Genomic DNA, 15,143 nt, shown 5'->3' with positions numbered 1-15,143 from the left:
CCTCACTCCGGTTCCGTCGCTCCGCCTGTCCTGGTCGGTGGCCGCACCCGCAGCCAGTGCAACCGGCGGCTGTCGGCGCGCAGCACCTCGAAGGTCCAACCGTCGATGTCGACGCATTCACCGCGCTGCGGCAGGCGCCCGAGCCGATGGATCACGAGTCCGCCGATGGTGTCGCTCTCCTCGTCGGAGAACTCTGTCCCGAACGCATCGTTGAAGTCGATGAGCTCCATCGTCGCCTTGACGCGATAGCTGCCGTCCGCTTCCAGCCGGATGGCGTCTTCCGGCTCGTCGAAGTCGTATTCGTCCTCGATCTCGCCGACGATCTGCTCGAGCACGTCTTCGATCGTCACCAGGCCGCTCACTCCGCCGTATTCGTCAGCGACGATGGCCATGTGGTTGCGGCGGCGGCGGAACTCGCGCAGCAGCAGATCCAGCCGTTTGGATTCGGGCACGAACACGGCCGGACGCAGGCTGTCACGCAGATCGAAGGGGAAACCGGCGAAATAACGGATCAGGTCCTTGGCGAGAAAAATACCGATGACGTCGTCCTTGCTCTCGCCGATCGCCGGAAAACGCGAATGATTTGTTTCCGCTGCGAAACGCGCGATCTCTTCGATCGGATCGTCGATGCGAATCACGTCCATCTGGCTGCGCGGCACCATCACGTCGCGCACGCGCAGCTCCGAGATGGCCAAGGCACCTTCGATGATGGAGAGGGCCTCGGCATCAAACAGGTTGCGCTCGCAGGCCGAGTGCAGCACTTCCAGCAATTCCTCGCGCGTCTCGGGTTCGCGCGACCAGAACGCCGTCAGTCGATCCCACCAGCTACGATGGGAAGGTTCGTCGTCGTCTTTCATCGCTCCTCGTCGGCATAGGGGTCGGGGAAACCGAGCCGTCCGAGCACGTCGCGCTCGAGCGCCTCCATCTCGGCCGCCTGTGCTTCGTCCTCGTGGTCATATCCTTGCAGGTGCAGCATACCATGCACGATCAGGTGCGCGTAGTGCGCCTCCAGCGGCTTGCCCTGCTCCGCAGCCTCACGCGCTACCACGGGCGCGCACAGCACCAGATCTCCCATCAATCCGGCTTCTTCCGGCACATCATAGACGAAAGAAAGCACGTTGGTGGCGTAATCCTTGCCGCGAAAACGCCGGTTCAACTCACGCCCTTCCTCGGCATCGACGAAACGCACCGTCACCTGCGCCTCGCCCTTCTGCAAGGCGGCGCGCGCCCAGCGCAGCACCTCGGCGCGCGGCGGGACTTCGGCGGAGCAGACCCGCTGATAGCTCAGGCGCAGGCGCTTCACCGCTCCCGTCCTTCGCTGCCGTGACGGTCATAGGCCTCGACGATGCGCGCCACCAAGGGGTGACGCACCACGTCTTCCTTGAGAAACCGGGTAAACGCGATGCCGCGTACCTCGGCGAGTACCTCACGCGCCTGCGCAAGACCGCTCTTCGTGCCGCGCGGCAGGTCGATCTGGGTGAGATCGCCCGTGATGACCGCCTTGGAGCCGATGCCGATGCGCGTCAGGAACATCTTCATCTGCTCGGGCGTGGTGTTCTGCGCCTCGTCCAGAATGATGAAGGCGTGATTGAGCGTACGCCCGCGCATGAAGGCGAGCGGTGCGATCTCGATCGCGCCGCGTTCGAAGAGTTTGCCCACGCGCTCGAAACCGAAGAGGTCGTAGAGCGCGTCGTAGAGCGGGCGAAGGTACGGATCGACCTTCTGGGCCAGATCGCCGGGCAGGAAACCGAGCCGCTCGCCGGCCTCCACCGCCGGGCGCGTGAGCACGATGCGCTCGATCTGTTCGCGCTCGAAGGCGTCGACGGCCGCCGCCACCGCGAGATAGGTCTTGCCGGTACCAGCCGGGCCGATGCCGAAGGTGATGTCGTGCGACTGGATCGCGCGCAGATAGGCCACCTGACGCGGCGTGCGCCCGCCGATCGCCCCCTTGCGCGTGCGCAGCTGCGGCACCGCGCCTTCCTCGGTCGTCACCTCGTTCGCATCGCTCAGGCGTTCGATCACGCCGAGTTGGATGTCATCGAGCGAGAGCTCTTGTCCGGCGCGAGCCCACAAGCGCTGCAGGACGTCGAGCGCGAGCCTCGTCTGCGCCGGCGCCCCCGCGAGGGTGAAATGGCCGCTACGCCGTGCGATCGTCACGTCGAATGCCGATTCGATCTGGCGCAGGTTCTCGTCGAGCACCCCGCACAGGTTTGCGAGCCGCGCGTTGTCGAGCGGCTCGATGTCCCACTCCAGGTACTGCATCTCAGGACGCACGGACGAGCACCTCTCCCCGCAGGCTGTGCGGCAGCGCCTCGGTGATCTTCACGTCGACGAAGTGCCCCACCAGGCGGGATTCGCCGCGGAAATTGACCACGCGGTTGTTCTCGGTACGGCCGGCGAGCCAGGCCGGGTCTTTCTTCGAAGGCCCCGTGACCAGCACTCGCTCGATGCGCCCCACCATGGCCTCGCTGAAGGCGCGCTCCTGTGCCTCGAGTTGCGCCTGCAGCCGGGCGAGCCAAGCGAGCTTGGTCTCCTGCGGCACCGGGTCGGGAAGTTCTGCCGCCGGCGTGCCGGGGCGGGCACTATAGACGAAACTGAAGGAATGGTCGAACTGCAGCTCCTCGACGAGGCGCAGCGTCTTTTCGAAATCGGCTTCGGTCTCGCCGGGAAAACCGACGATGAAATCGGACGACAGCGACAGGTCGGGGCGCACCGCCCGCAGCCGCCGCACGATGGACTTGTATTCGAGCACGGTGTAGCCGCGTTTCATCGCCGCGAGCACCCGGTCGGACCCGGACTGCACCGGCAGGTGCAGGTGGCTGACGAGCTTGGGAATTTTCTCGTAGGCGGCGATCAGGCGCGACGTCATCTCGCGCGGGTGCGAGGTCGTGTAGCGGATGCGCTCGATGCCGGGGATCTCGGCCACGCACTCCAGCAGAAAGGCGAAGTCGCCTACCTCCTCCCCGTCGCGCGACAGCCGCCCGCGCCAAGCGTTGACGTTCTGCCCCAGCAGCGTCACCTCCTTGACTCCCTGTTCGGCGAGCTGGGCCACCTCGACGAGCACGTCCTCGAGCGGACGGGAAATCTCTTCGCCCCGCGTATAGGGAACGATGCAGAAAGAACAGTACTTGGAGCAGCCCTCCATGATGGAGACGAAGGCGCTCGCCCCTTCGACGCGCGGCTCGGGCAGCGCATCGAACTTCTCGATCTCGGGGAAGGAGATATCGACTTGCGGCCGATCCTGCCGCCGCCGCGCTTCGATCAGCTCCGGCAGCCGGTGCAAGGTCTGCGGCCCGAAGACGACATCGACGTAAGGGGCGCGGCGCACGATGGCCTCGCCTTCCTGGCTCGCCACGCACCCCCCCACGCCGATCACGAGATCGGGATTGCGTCGCTTGAGCTCCTTGACCCGCCCCAGGTCGTGGAAGACCTTCTCCTGCGCCTTCTCGCGCACGGAGCAGGTGTTGAAGAGGATGACGTCGGCTTCGAGCGGATCGTCGGTGGGTTCGGCGCCGTAGCGCGCCGCGAGTACGTCGAACATCTTGGTCGTGTCGTACTCGTTCATCTGGCATCCGAACGTGCGGATGTAGACTTTCTTCATGTGCCTATGGACCCTTGACACCCGAAAGGGAAAACCGGTATATTACCAGACTCGATGGTGAAGTAGCTCAGATGGTTAGAGCGACGGATTCATAACCCGTAGGTCGGCGGTTCGACTCCGCCCTTCACCACCATCACCCCAAAGCCGTTTTCGGCTCGAAACACTTCTCGCCCCCCGCTTGCACCACCACCCGTTCCCGCTCGATGATGCGGCGAAACGCCTCGTCGATGCTCGTCCAGTCGACCACGTCCACGCGATAGGGCAAATCGGACTCGGAAAAGGCCTCACGCAACCGGGCCTCGAGATCGAGCGGCAAGGGTCGGTCGGTGATCACGGCGAGATCCAGATCGGAATACTTCCTCGCCGTTCCCTTGGCGCGCGAGCCGAACGCCCAGACTTCGACGCCCGGAAGGTGGCGCTGCAGGATGTCCCGCACGATCCGCCAATGCTCCGGGCGGATGTCGAGCGGCGGGACGTTCTCGCTCATGACAGACGCTCCCGCAGCCGGTCGCGCAGATGGCGTACCTCCTCGAGAAATTCGGGAATACCTCGAACCACTTCGAGGGCGACGTTCTCGTCGTACGCATGGCTGGTCTTGGCACGCATCTCGCGGTAACGCCGCCAGTCGGGCCATTCTCCCCGCAGGAGTCCACGCTCGTTGCCTGTGCGGATCAAGTCCTGAAAGGGCATCTCGTCGTATTGCTGCGGCGTGGGAGACGTGAGCCGAAGAAAGCGCTTGAGCATCTTGTGCGCGAACTCGTAAGTGAACTCGAATCGCTGGATCAGCCCGTCGCGAATCTGCAAGTCCTCAGGATCTTGCAGATATCGCCTCCAACCCTCTTCCAGCCGGGCCACGGCGCGCTCCAGCGGGGTGATGTCGAGCGACTCATCCACTATCTTTCATCTCCCTGTGGGGTTGGCGCGTCGTGCAGCATGGCAATGCAGTCCTCAGCGCTGGCCGATCTTCACGTCGCCGAACACGCCGCGATGCTGCTGCGGCTGGCAACGCCAGTATTGCGGCGGGGCTTTGACGGTGGCACCGAACGCAGCGGCGGCATGCCACGGCCAGCGCGGATCCCACACCATCATGCGGGCGAGCGCCACCAGATCGGCTTTTTCTTCGGCAAGAATGGCCTCGGCTTGCTGGGGCTCGGTGATGAGCCCCACGGCGATCACGGGCATGTGCTTCACGGCGCGCCGTACCGCTTCGGCGAATGGCACCTGATAGCCCGGAGCCACCGGAATTTTCTGCAGGGGCGAGAGACCGCCGCTCGAGACGTGGATATAAGCGCAGCCCAAGGGTTCGAGCGCCTGAGCGAGCGCGATGCTCTGCTCGAGATCCCAACCGCCTTCGACCCAGTCGGTGGCCGAGATGCGCACGCCGACCGGGATGCGTTCCGGCAGCGCTTCACGCACGGCGCGGAACACCTCCAGCGGGAAACGCATGCGATTCTCCAGCGAGCCGCCGTACGTGTCGGTACGCTGGTTCGATAACGGCGAGAGAAACTCATGCAGCAGATAGCCGTGCGCCATGTGCAGCTCGATCGCCTGCAGGCCGCAGTCGACGGCACGGCGGGCGGCGGCGACGAAGGCTTCACGAATACGGGCAAGACCGGCTGCATCGAGTTCCTGCGGCGGCAGCTCGCCCGGAGCGTGCGGCAGGGACGAAGGGGCGAGCGCGAGCCAACCGCCCTCCTCCACCGGAATCTGGGCGCCTCCTTCCCACGGCACCCGGCTCGATGCCTTGCGCCCCGCATGGGATAGCTGGATGGCGAGTGGCATCACCCCTTGACGACGCACGGGTGCCAACGCACGGGCGAGCGACTCGGCGTGCGCATCCGACCACAATCCCAGACAACCCGGCGTGATGCGCCCTTCGGGCGTGACGGCGGTCGCCTCGACGATGAACATGCCCGCACCCGAGAGCGCCATTGACCCCCAATGCAGAAGGTGCCAATCACCGGGATGCCCCTCCTGCGCCGAATACTGGCACATGGGCGCGATCACGATGCGGTTGGGTAGCTCCAACGCGCCCAAACGGAACGAAGAAAACAGACGGCTCATGACATGCTCCTTGTTTTATGGAGACGGGCGCCAGCGCGCCCTTTAGGTCGATGCGCGGAAAAACTGCCGCAGTGAGATCTCGGCTCCGAGCGCCCCCAATACGGCACCGGCGGCAGCGAGTGCCACCCCTCCCGCCCAGACGGGAAACGGAAAGAATCCTCCGAGTCCGTAGAGCCGGGCGAGTTCATCGAACGGTGGTGTGAGCCAGGCGATGAGTCCGCCCCAGAGCGCGGCACCGACGGCGCCGGCGAGCAACCCCTGCAACCAACCGAGCCAGCGAAACGGCCGGCCGATGTAGCCGTCGGTGGCCCCCAGGGCGCGCAGCACGGAGATCTCCTGCGCCGCGGCAACGAGTTGCAGCCGGATCGCCAGATAGGTCTGCGCCAGCATTCCCAGAGCGAACCAGGCCGCGAGCGCTGCCGCCACCATCGTGCCGGCGCGCGCCAGTCCATGCACCCGCTCCACCCAGGCCGTGTCCACCTGGACCGCCTCGATGCCCGCCTCGGCGGCGAGCCGTTGCTGCAGCTCGGCTACGTCCTGCGGGGTATGGCGGCGCGGCACCACCGTCATGGCGTCGGGCAAAGGATTTTCGGGCAAGGTTTCGATCGCCGCGCCCAGATCGGTCTGCCGCAGACGGGCGAGCGCCTCCTCACGCGATATGAACACGACCCGCGACACCGCCTCGTCCTTGCGCCAGCGCTGTACCACGGCGAGCGCCTCCTCTCGATCGAGCTTTTGGCGGAAGAACGCCGTGATCTGAGGCTCCGTCCCCTGGCCGCCGAACCACTGGGTCACGCCGGCCCCGATCCAGGCCATCGTTGCCGGCAGCGCGAGCGCCGTGGCGAGCACCAGCGTGACCACCACCGTCACCCAAGGTGCCGTACGCAAGAGGATCAGGGCTCGCCCCAGCGCCTCCGCCTGCCCTTCCCACCATCCCCGTTTCACCGCGTATCCTCCACCAGGCGGCCGTGCGCGAGCACGATGCGCCGCTGCGCCACGCCGGCAAAGAGCGCCTCGTCGTGCGTGGCGATGATCATCGTCACCCCCGCCGCATGGAAGGCGCGCAACAGGCGTACCACTTCCTCGGCGCTGTCGCGGTCGAGCTGGGCGGTGGGCTCGTCGGCGATGACCACCGAAGGCCGATGCACCACGGCGCGGGCGATCGCTGCCCGCTGCTGCTCCCCGCCCGAAAGCGTGGGCGGCAGCTCGTGCGCCCGGCCGGCGAGTCCGACGCGCTCCAGCGCCAGCGCCACGCGTTCGAACGCCTGTCGGCGCGGTACCCCGGCGATCAAAAGCGGCAGCGCCACGTTCTCGGCCACCGTGCGTTGCGGCAAGAGCGGCGCATCGGAGAGCACCAGGCCAAAACGGCGCCGGTAATACGGCAAACCGCCTCTCCCAAGGCGTGCCACGTCGTGCTCATTGACCGAAACGGTGCCACTGGTGGGTGTCTCCAGCCCGGCGATGAGACGAAAGAGCGTGGTCTTGCCCGCCCCCGAATGGCCGCAGACGAGCAGGAACTGTCCGGCGGGAATGGTGAGGTCGAGATCGACCAGTGCCGCCACCGGACCGGGATAGATCTTGGCGAGTTTCTCGCAATGGATCATCGTTCGATCCCGAGCAGCGCCTCCACGAAATCGCGGGCCGAGAAGGGGCGAAGATCGTCGATGCCCTCGCCCACGCCGATGAAACGCACCGGCTTGGGGCAACGCCGGGCGATCGCCGCGATCACACCGCCCTTGGCCGTGCCGTCGAGCTTGGTGAGCACGAGGCCGGTGAGCCCGACGGCCTTGTCGAAGGCTTCGACCTGGGTGATGGCGTTCTGGCCGATGTTGGCATCGAGCACGAGCAGCACTTCGTGCGGCGCGCCCGGCTCGGCCTTGGCGATGACGCGGCGCACCTTGGCGATCTCCTCCATGAGATGCAACTGGGTGGGGAGCCGCCCGGCCGTGTCGATGATGGCCACGTCCACCCCTCGAGCCTTGGCCGCCTGCACCGCGTCGAAGGCCACCGCCGCCGGGTCGCCGTGCTCCTGCGCGATCACTGGCACGCCGTTGCGCTCGCCCCATACCACCAGCTGCTCGCGCGCGGCGGCACGGAACGTGTCCCCTGCCCCCAGCAGCACGGTTTTTCCTTGCGACTGAAAGTACTTGGCGAGTTTGCCGATGGACGTGGTCTTGCCCGCACCATTGACCCCCGTCACCATGATGATGAAGGGTCGGTGCGCCTCGACCTCCAGCGGCTGCTGCAAGGGCAGGAGCAGCTCGGTAAGGAGTTCAGCCATCACGTCGCGCAGCTGTTCGGCGTCGGTCAGGCCATCTTTCTTGATGCGCCGGCGCAGGGCGTCCATCAGCCATTGCGCAGCCTCCACCCCGCAGTCGGCGAGCAGGAGCGTGGTCTCGATCTCTTCGAGCAGCTCTTCGTCGATGCGCCGCCGCCCGAAGAGTCCGGCCAGATTCTGCCGCGTGCGCGCCAGTCCCGCTTTCAGACGCTCCGCCCAGGATCGCTTGCGCGGTTCTTGCTCGGGCGCGATCGCATCCTGGGGTTGCCTCTCCACGGCGACGGGCTCGGCCGCAGGCAGGATCGCATCCGATTCCCCTACAGCGGCTTCGATCCCCGACTCGGATGCCCGGGGCGAATCCGCCTCCCCCGCTGCGGACGCCAGTGTCCCGCTCGTCGGGGTTTCCGGCAAGGTTTCCGCCGGCGCGGCGTCGGAGGAGTCTTCGCTGGGAAGCAGCGCTTCGGCGCTTTGCGTCCCGACCGAATCCGCAGGTTCCTTTTTCTTGCGTTTGAACAAACCGAACATGGAGGTTGTCTGCCACCGTGGTGCGACCCTCCGGGAATTCATCCCGGACATCGCCAAAAAATTATGGGTACAATGACTTCTTCAGCGTTTGCTCACCCAATGGGTGAAAAGGATTCTAGCAGATGCGATTCGATCCCTCCGTCCGCCGGACGTTCCCCTGGTCGCGGTCGTTCTTCTCCGCGCTGTTCGTTTGCATCGCCTTGCTCGTGGCCGCGGCGGCTCACGCCGAGACCAAACTCTTTCGCCTCGACAACGGCATGGAGCTCATCGTGGTCGAGGATCACCGGGCTCCCTCCGTGGTTCACATGATCTGGTACGACGTGGGCGCCATCGACGAGCCGGCGGGCAAGACGGGCGTAGCCCACATGTTCGAACACATGATGTTCAAAGGCACACCCACGGTGGGGCCGGGAGAATTCAGCCGGCGCGTGGCCGAGCTCGGCGGGCGTGACAACGCCTTCACCAGCCGTGACTACACCGCTTACTTCGAGCAGATCCCACCCCAGGCGCTGGAAGAAGTCATGAAGCTCGAAGCCGACCGCATGCAACACCTCGCCTTCGACCCGAACGAATTCGCCAAGGAGCGCGAGGTGGTGCGCGAGGAGCGGCGCATGCGTACCGACGACGTGCCCGAGTCGCTCGGCGAAGAAGCCCTCATGGCCTCTGCCTTCTGGTCCCACCCCTATCACAACCCCGTGATCGGCTGGCCCACCGACATCGAACGGCTCACCCTCGAAGACGTGCGGCAGTGGTACCGTACTTGGTACACGCCGAACAACGCCCGGTTGGTGATCGTGGGCGACGTCAAGGCCGAGGACGTGCTGGCGCTGGCGCAACGCCACTACGGCTCGATTGGCGCACGCCCAGTGCCGGATCGTCCTTTCCTTTCCGAGAGTCCGCAGCATGGCCGGCGCCACGCGATCGTGCGTGGCCCCACGGAGCTTCCCAGCCTGACGCTTGCCTGGAAAGTGCCGCCGCTGCGCGATCTCGAATCCGACCGTGAGCCCTACGCGCTCATGGTACTCGCCGCCGTGCTCGACGGCTACGACGGCGCACGCCTGACGAAAGCCCTGGTGCGGGAGCAACCCAAGGCCATCGCCGTCTCGGCCGAGTACGACGGGCTCGCCCGCGGTCCCGGCCTCTTCACCCTCGCCGCGAGCGCCCGCCCCGGCGTGACGCTCGATCAGCTGGAAAAGGCGCTGCGTGAGGAAATGGAGCGTATCGCCCGGGAAGGGGTTTCCGAGCAGGAACTCCAACGCGTGATCCGCCAGGCAGTGGCGCAGCAGGTCTATAAGCGGGATTCCCTCATGGGACAAGCCATGGAGATCGGTTTTTCCCGCGCCGTGGGGTTGCCCTGGGACGCGAGCGCGCGCATCACCGAGGCGCTCAAGCGCGTCACCGCCGCCGACGTGCAGCGTGTGGCCCAGACCTGGTTCTCCGAGGAAGCGCTCACCCGCGTCGACGTCCTGCCCGACGGCAGCGCCCCACGCCCCGTCACCATCGATCCGCACGCGCCGCTACGCTAACCCGATCCAGGAGGCACCGATGACTCGCCGTATCCTCCGCACCCGCGCCTTTGCCGTGCTGCTCTTTTTGGTCGCCACCGCGTTCTCGCCGCTCGTCCTGGCGCTGCCGACGATCGAGCGCTTCACCACCGCAAGCGGGGTGCGCGTCGATTTCGTCGCCAATCGCGAACAGCCCCTCATCGACGTGGTCGTCTCGTTCGATGCCGGCTCCGCCCGCGACCCCGAGGGCAAAGAGGGGCTGGCTTCCCTCACCCGGCAGCTGCTCGACACCAGCACCAGGGTGCACGACGAGCAAGGGCTGAGCGAAGCCTTCGCCGATCTGGCCGTCAGCCTCTCCGGCTCGGTCGATGAAGACCGCGCCACCGTGGCCTGGCGCAGCCTCTCGGAGGCGCAGGTGCGCGACGCGGCCGCGGATCTGGTGGCCGAAGTGCTCACCCAGCCCATCTTCTCTCCCGCTATCTTCATACGCGAACGGGCGAATGCCAAGGCGGCGCTCAAGGACGCCCTCACCCGGCCCGAGGTGCTCTCCGAGCGTACCTTCACCGCCAACGTCTATCGCGACCATCCGTACGGCAAGCTCCCCACACCCGAATCGCTCGATCGCCTCACGCGCGACGATCTCGTCGCTTTTCACCGCGCTTACTACACCCGCGCGGCGGCGCACGTGGCCATCGTCGGCGATCTCGATCGCGCCCAGGCCGAGCAGCTTGCCGAGCGCATCATGGCCAAATTGCCCGCAGGCGAGCCACCCAAGCCGCTGCCGCCAGTCGCACCCACGCAGACGCACGACGAACGCATCGCCCATCCGGCGCAGCAGGCCCACCTGCGCCTGGGGCTGGCGGTGATGACGCGAGACGACCCTGATTATTTTCCGCTCCTCGTGGGGAACCACGTGCTCGGCGGAGGCGGGTTCGGCTCGCGCCTAGTCGAGGAGATCCGGGAAAAACGCGGCTACGCCTACAGCGTGGCGAGCGTGCTCGAGCCACGCCGCCAGGCCGGGCCTTTCGTCATCGCGCTGCAGACCCGCGGCAAGCAGGCCGATGAAGCCATGGCGCTCGCACGCGAGACGCTCGAGCGCTTCCGCGAGCAAGGTCCCACGGCCGAGGAGCTGCGCCGCGCCCAGGACAACATCGCCCAAGGCTTCGGCCTGAGGCTCGATTCCAACCGCAAGCTCATCGGCTACGTTTCGATGATGGGTTATTACAACCTCCCCACCGATTGGCTCGAACGCTATCCGCAGGCCGTGCGCGCCGTCACCGCGCAACAGGTGCAGGACGCCTTCACGCGGCGCATCGATCCGGCGCGCCTCGTGACGGTGCGCGTCGGCGGCGACGGGGATCGGTGAGGCGATGGCGCGGCTGCGCCTCATCGGCGGCGCCTGGCGCTCGCGGCTGCTCACCGTGCCCGACCTTCCCGGTTTGCGCCCGACGCCGGATCGGGTCCGCGAGACGCTCTTCAACTGGCTGGGGCAGGATCTGACGGGGCTCACCTGCCTCGATCTCTTCGCCGGTACCGGCGCGCTCGGCTTCGAAGCCGCCTCGCGCGGCGCGGCGCGCGTCACCCTCGTGGAGCGCGACCGGCGTCTCGCACGGCGTCTCGAAGAAAACCGGCGGCTACTCGGCGGCGACACGGTGCGCATTCTCCTTGCCGATGCGTTAGAATGCGCGCGCGCTTGGTCGGAGCCCGTCGACGTCCTCTTTCTCGATCCGCCCTACCGCGAACAGTGGCCCGAACGGCTCGAGCCTTGGCTCGACCGGCTCGTGCGACCCGAAGGATCCATCTACCTCGAGGCCGAGCATGAAGTCGAGGCGCTCGGAGCCTGGCACACCGTGAAACGCGGCCGGGCGGGTCAAGTGCACTACCATCTGCTGGAGCGCAGCGCATGAGCGAACGATCGGTCGTCGTCTATCCCGGAACGTTCGACCCTTTCACCCGGGGTCACGAAGACCTCGTACGCCGGGCTTCCCGCATCTTCGACCACATCATCGTCGCCGTGGCGCGCAGCCGCAACAAAAACCCCCTCTTCGGACTCGAAGAACGGGTGGAGATCGCCCGCGAGGTGCTCGGACGTTTTCCCAACGTCGAAGTGGTCGGTTTCGATGGCCTTCTGATCGACTTCATGCACCAACGGGCAGCGCGTATCCTCTTGCGGGGATTGCGTGCCGTCTCCGACTTCGAATACGAATTCCAGATGGCCGGAATGAACCGCAAGCTCTTCCCCGACATCGAAACGGTGTTCCTCACCCCGGCGGACGAATACATGTTCATCTCGGCGACCATGGTGCGCGAGATCGCTCGCCTGGGCGGCGACGTGCACGGCTTCGTGCACCCCGTGGTCGCCGAGCGGCTCGCGCACCGCAACGCCGCGCAAACCGATTGACCTTTCCTTCCTGCGGAGGCTTTTCCATGGCCCTGAAAATCACCGAAGAGTGCATCAACTGCGACGTGTGCGAACCCGAGTGCCCCAACGAGGCAATCTCGCAGGGGGACGAGATCTACGTCATCGATCCGAACAAGTGTACCGAATGCGTCGGCCACTACGATGAACCCCAATGCCAGCAGGTGTGCCCGGTGGATTGCATCATCCCTGATCCGGATCATCGCGAGACCAAAGAGCAGCTGCTGGAGAAATACAAGCGCCTGACGGCCGCCAAGGCGAAAGCCTAAGCACGGAGGCGGCACCGGCTCCTGGGTGCCGCCGCGTTTGCTGCGCCGCAAAAAGCGTATAATTTCGCCGTCGTGCCCGTATCGACCGAATCCGTGAAACCGAAAACCCGCTGTCGACCTCGTCGCTCGCCCATTTTCCGCTGCGTTCGCGGCTAATGCCTTCGTCGTTTCGCCGCGACCCGCAAGCCCGCTGGCGAAACGTACAAAGGTGCTCCATGCTGCGATTGTTCCAGACCGAAAAAGACACCATCCGTGAACTTCCCAAGGCGCTCACGCTCGACGACCAAGCCGTGGCCAGGGCCTTGTGGATCGATGCGCAAGACCCCGACGAGCACGAGCGCGAGCTGCTGCAGCGGCTGTTGAACGCCGAGCTGCCCGAATCCGAGGACGTGGAGGAGATCGAATCCTCCGCCCGTTTCTTCATCGACAATCAGGGACTGCACGTCCACTCCCTCTTCCTTGCCCAGGAAGAGGGACGTCACGTCACCGTCACCGTCGCCTTCATCCTGCAGCGCGAACGCCTCATCTCGGTGCGCGAGGAAGACCTGGCCGACTTCCGCCTGCTGCGCATGCGCGCCCGCCACGGTCAGGTGCGCGCGGCCACGCCCCAGGAGTTGCTGGTGACCATCTTCGAACAGAAAGTGGAAAACCTCGCCGACACCATCGAAGACCTGCACCGGCGGCTCGAAGACGTCAGCTTCATGGTACTCGAGGACGAGAACGCCGAGCTCGAGGACGCCATCGACAAGCTGGCCAAGATCGAGAACAGCAATGGCCGCATTCGCCTGTGCCTGATGGACACGCAGCGCGCCGTCTCTTTCCTGCTACGCCACCTGCGCGACCAGGCCGAACTGCAGGAGACCTGTCGCGAGATGATCCGCGACCTCGAAACCCTCATGGCCCATACCAACTTCGTCTTCGAGAAGATCAACTTCCTCATGGATTCAGCGCAGGGGTTCATCAACATCGAGCAGAACCAGATCATCAAGATCTTCTCGATCGCGGCGGTGGTTTTTCTGCCGCCGACGCTGGTGGCGAGCATCTATGGCATGAACTTCGAGCACATGCCGGAGCTGCATTTCGAATACGGCTACCCCATCGCGCTGCTTCTGATGCTCTTCAGCGGTTTCGCCCCCTACTTCTACTTCAAGCGCAAGGGGTGGCTGTGAAACTGGCCGAACATCCCATCCGGCAGGCGCTGCACGAGGAAATCCACGCCCGGCCTTCCGTGCCGCTGCTCGCCCCGGCCACGGTGGTGCAATTGTCCTGGCTGCTGCCGCGTGAGACTCCGTCCGACCGCCTTCTCGAGCATTGGGCCCGGCTGCGCAATCTTCCCGGCACCGCGATCGAACTCGATGCCGCGGCGCAGTCGCTCCTGCGGTGGGGAGGGTTACGCATCAAGCGCGAACGCCACGCCGAATTCCATTCCTACACTTTCTATCTCGATGGCGATCACGACACCCCCGAGGCGATCCTCTCGCGCCTGCCCGAAGGTTGGCTCGAGGCCAGCCCCGGCGAAGTCATCGCTGCGACGCACGTTCGCCTGAGGCCGGTATCCGACACGCCGCCCGCCGAGTTCCTCGACGCGGCCGATCCTTTCGGTCCGGCCCTCGTCGCCTCGAAGATCTCCGACGGCAACGCCTGGGTGCTGAGCGACTTCCAACTGCACGGGGGATTCATCCAGTTCATCGTGCTCGACGCAGCCATGACTCCGAAACAGGCCGGACGCGCCGTGCAGCGGCTGCTCGAGATCGACACTTACCGCATGCTGGCGCTGCTCGCCTTTCCTTTGGCCAAGGAAATCGGGGCCTTCTTGGGGCGCGCCGAGGCGGAACTGGCCGAACTGGTGGCGGCCATGAGCCGCGCCGCCTCGCTCGCCGACGAGCAGGAAGTCCTCTCCCGGCTCACCCGCTTGGCCGCCGAGATCGAACATTCGATTGCCGCCAGCGCCTACCGCTTCGGTGCCGCCTCGGCCTACAGCGCCCTGGTGCGTCAGCGCATCGCCGAGCTGCGCGAGATCCGGCTTCCCGGCTATTCCACCTTGCAGGGATTCATGGAGCGGCGCTTCGCTCCGGCCATGAACACCTGCGCCGCCGTGGCCCGGCGTCAGGAAGAACTCTCGCAGCGCTCGGTACGCGATTCCCAGCTGCTGCGCACCCGCGTCGACCTCGAACTCGAGCGGCAGAACCAGCAGCTGCTCGCCCAGATGAACCGCCGCGCCAAGCTGCAGCTGCGGCTGCAGGCGGCCGTCGAAAGCCTGTCGGTGATGGCCATCACCTATTACGGCTCGCAGCTCGTCAATTACCTCACCAAGGGATTCAAGCCTTGGCTGCACCTCGAGCCGGAATTGACCACGGCCCTGTCCATCCCCGTGCTCGCCGCCCTGATCGCCCTGGGCGTGCGCCGCGTCCACCGGGTGGTGGAACACGAAAGCCGGTGACCGTGCGATAATTTCCCCTTTCACCATGCCGGGGAAGGATCC

The 15,143-nt window shown here is 65.8% G+C and carries 17 protein-coding genes and 1 tRNA gene; 8 read left to right on the top strand and 10 right to left on the bottom strand.

The features are described from left to right. Positions 1 to 2 precede the first annotated feature (2 nt). Genes H607_RS0106220 through miaB form a run of 4 tightly spaced genes read right to left on the bottom strand, consistent with a single transcriptional unit; the run spans position 3 to position 3,601 of the window. Positions 3 to 857 (bottom strand): CorC family transporter, encoded by an 855-nt coding sequence (locus H607_RS0106220; protein ID WP_028874714.1) that lies wholly within the window; start codon positions 855 to 857, stop codon positions 3 to 5. Further along, a complete protein-coding gene (ybeY, locus tag H607_RS0106215; protein WP_425426888.1) occupies positions 854 to 1,294 on the bottom strand; it encodes an rRNA maturation RNase YbeY in 441 nt (146 codons plus the stop codon). The genes H607_RS0106220 and ybeY overlap by 4 nt, the downstream gene beginning before the upstream one ends. 5 nt (positions 1,295 to 1,299) lie before the next feature. Further along, positions 1,300 to 2,262, bottom strand: coding sequence for a PhoH family protein (locus H607_RS0106210; RefSeq protein WP_037989804.1), 963 nt, complete (start codon positions 2,260 to 2,262; stop codon positions 1,300 to 1,302). Between the two features lies 1 nt (position 2,263). Next, entirely contained in the window at positions 2,264 to 3,601 is a 1,338-nt protein-coding gene (gene miaB, locus H607_RS0106205) for a tRNA (N6-isopentenyl adenosine(37)-C2)-methylthiotransferase MiaB (RefSeq protein WP_028874711.1), read from the bottom strand. A 56-nt stretch (positions 3,602 to 3,657) separates the two neighbouring features. Here miaB and H607_RS0106200 point away from each other — a divergent pair. Next, a tRNA-Met gene (locus tag H607_RS0106200) sits at positions 3,658 to 3,734 on the top strand. Here the strand turns inward: H607_RS0106200 and H607_RS0106195 are convergent. From H607_RS0106195 to ftsY, 6 genes are read right to left on the bottom strand one after another with little or no spacing between them, the layout of a single operon-like run. Next, entirely contained in the window at positions 3,735 to 4,088 is a 354-nt protein-coding gene (locus H607_RS0106195) for a nucleotidyltransferase family protein (RefSeq protein ID WP_028874710.1), read from the bottom strand. After that, positions 4,085 to 4,495 carry a nucleotidyltransferase substrate binding protein gene (locus tag H607_RS0106190; RefSeq protein WP_088178695.1) on the bottom strand — a complete coding sequence of 137 codons (411 nt, stop codon included), beginning with the start codon at positions 4,493 to 4,495 and terminating at the stop codon, positions 4,085 to 4,087. The genes H607_RS0106195 and H607_RS0106190 overlap by 4 nt, the downstream gene beginning before the upstream one ends. A 54-nt stretch (positions 4,496 to 4,549) precedes the next feature. Beyond that, positions 4,550 to 5,665 (bottom strand): NADH:flavin oxidoreductase/NADH oxidase, encoded by a 1,116-nt coding sequence (locus H607_RS0106185; RefSeq protein ID WP_028874708.1) that lies wholly within the window; start codon positions 5,663 to 5,665, stop codon positions 4,550 to 4,552. Between the two features lie 42 nt (positions 5,666 to 5,707). Beyond that, on the bottom strand, positions 5,708 to 6,610 hold the full coding sequence (locus tag H607_RS0106180) for a cell division protein FtsX (protein WP_028874707.1): 903 nt from the start codon (positions 6,608 to 6,610) through the stop codon (positions 5,708 to 5,710). Further along, entirely contained in the window at positions 6,607 to 7,269 is a 663-nt protein-coding gene (locus tag H607_RS11995; RefSeq protein WP_037989803.1) for a cell division ATP-binding protein FtsE, read from the bottom strand. Before H607_RS11995 ends, H607_RS0106180 begins: the two co-directional genes overlap by 4 nt. Further along, on the bottom strand, positions 7,266 to 8,468 hold the full coding sequence (gene ftsY, locus H607_RS0106165; RefSeq protein ID WP_028874706.1) for a signal recognition particle-docking protein FtsY: 1,203 nt from the start codon (positions 8,466 to 8,468) through the stop codon (positions 7,266 to 7,268). Before ftsY ends, H607_RS11995 begins: the two co-directional genes overlap by 4 nt. 122 nt (positions 8,469 to 8,590) lie before the next feature. Here ftsY and H607_RS11990 point away from each other — a divergent pair, with 122 nt between their 5' ends. The 7 genes from H607_RS11990 to H607_RS0106130 all read left to right on the top strand — a co-directional run bounded on the left by H607_RS11990 (position 8,591) and on the right by H607_RS0106130 (position 15,101). Further along, positions 8,591 to 9,994 carry a M16 family metallopeptidase gene (locus H607_RS11990; RefSeq protein ID WP_051240718.1) on the top strand — a complete coding sequence of 468 codons (1,404 nt, stop codon included), beginning with the start codon at positions 8,591 to 8,593 and terminating at the stop codon, positions 9,992 to 9,994. A gap of 19 nt (positions 9,995 to 10,013) precedes the next feature. Further along, positions 10,014 to 11,339: a M16 family metallopeptidase gene (locus tag H607_RS0106155; RefSeq protein WP_051240717.1), complete on the top strand. Its 1,326-nt coding sequence runs from the start codon at positions 10,014 to 10,016 to the stop codon at positions 11,337 to 11,339. A gap of 4 nt (positions 11,340 to 11,343) precedes the next feature. Beyond that, complete coding sequence (gene rsmD / locus H607_RS0106150; protein ID WP_028874704.1) at positions 11,344 to 11,880, top strand: 16S rRNA (guanine(966)-N(2))-methyltransferase RsmD; 537 nt, start codon at positions 11,344 to 11,346, stop codon at positions 11,878 to 11,880. After that, on the top strand, positions 11,877 to 12,374 hold the full coding sequence (gene coaD / locus H607_RS0106145; protein WP_028874703.1) for a pantetheine-phosphate adenylyltransferase: 498 nt from the start codon (positions 11,877 to 11,879) through the stop codon (positions 12,372 to 12,374). The genes rsmD and coaD overlap by 4 nt, the downstream gene beginning before the upstream one ends. A 26-nt stretch (positions 12,375 to 12,400) precedes the next feature. Next, entirely contained in the window at positions 12,401 to 12,661 is a 261-nt protein-coding gene (locus H607_RS0106140) for a YfhL family 4Fe-4S dicluster ferredoxin (protein WP_028874702.1), read from the top strand. Positions 12,662 to 12,876: 215 nt separating this feature from the next. Then, on the top strand, positions 12,877 to 13,830 hold the full coding sequence (gene corA / locus H607_RS0106135) for a magnesium/cobalt transporter CorA (protein ID WP_028874701.1): 954 nt from the start codon (positions 12,877 to 12,879) through the stop codon (positions 13,828 to 13,830). Continuing rightward, positions 13,827 to 15,101 (top strand): DUF3422 family protein, encoded by a 1,275-nt coding sequence (locus tag H607_RS0106130; RefSeq protein ID WP_028874700.1) that lies wholly within the window; start codon positions 13,827 to 13,829, stop codon positions 15,099 to 15,101. Before corA ends, H607_RS0106130 begins: the two co-directional genes overlap by 4 nt. The last annotated feature ends 42 nt before the right edge of the window (positions 15,102 to 15,143 follow it).

Source organism: Tepidiphilus margaritifer DSM 15129, from assembly GCF_000425565.1.
Taxonomy (GTDB): Bacteria; Pseudomonadota; Gammaproteobacteria; order Burkholderiales; family Rhodocyclaceae; genus Tepidiphilus; species Tepidiphilus margaritifer.
This window is presented reverse-complemented; position numbering and strand designations above follow the sequence as displayed.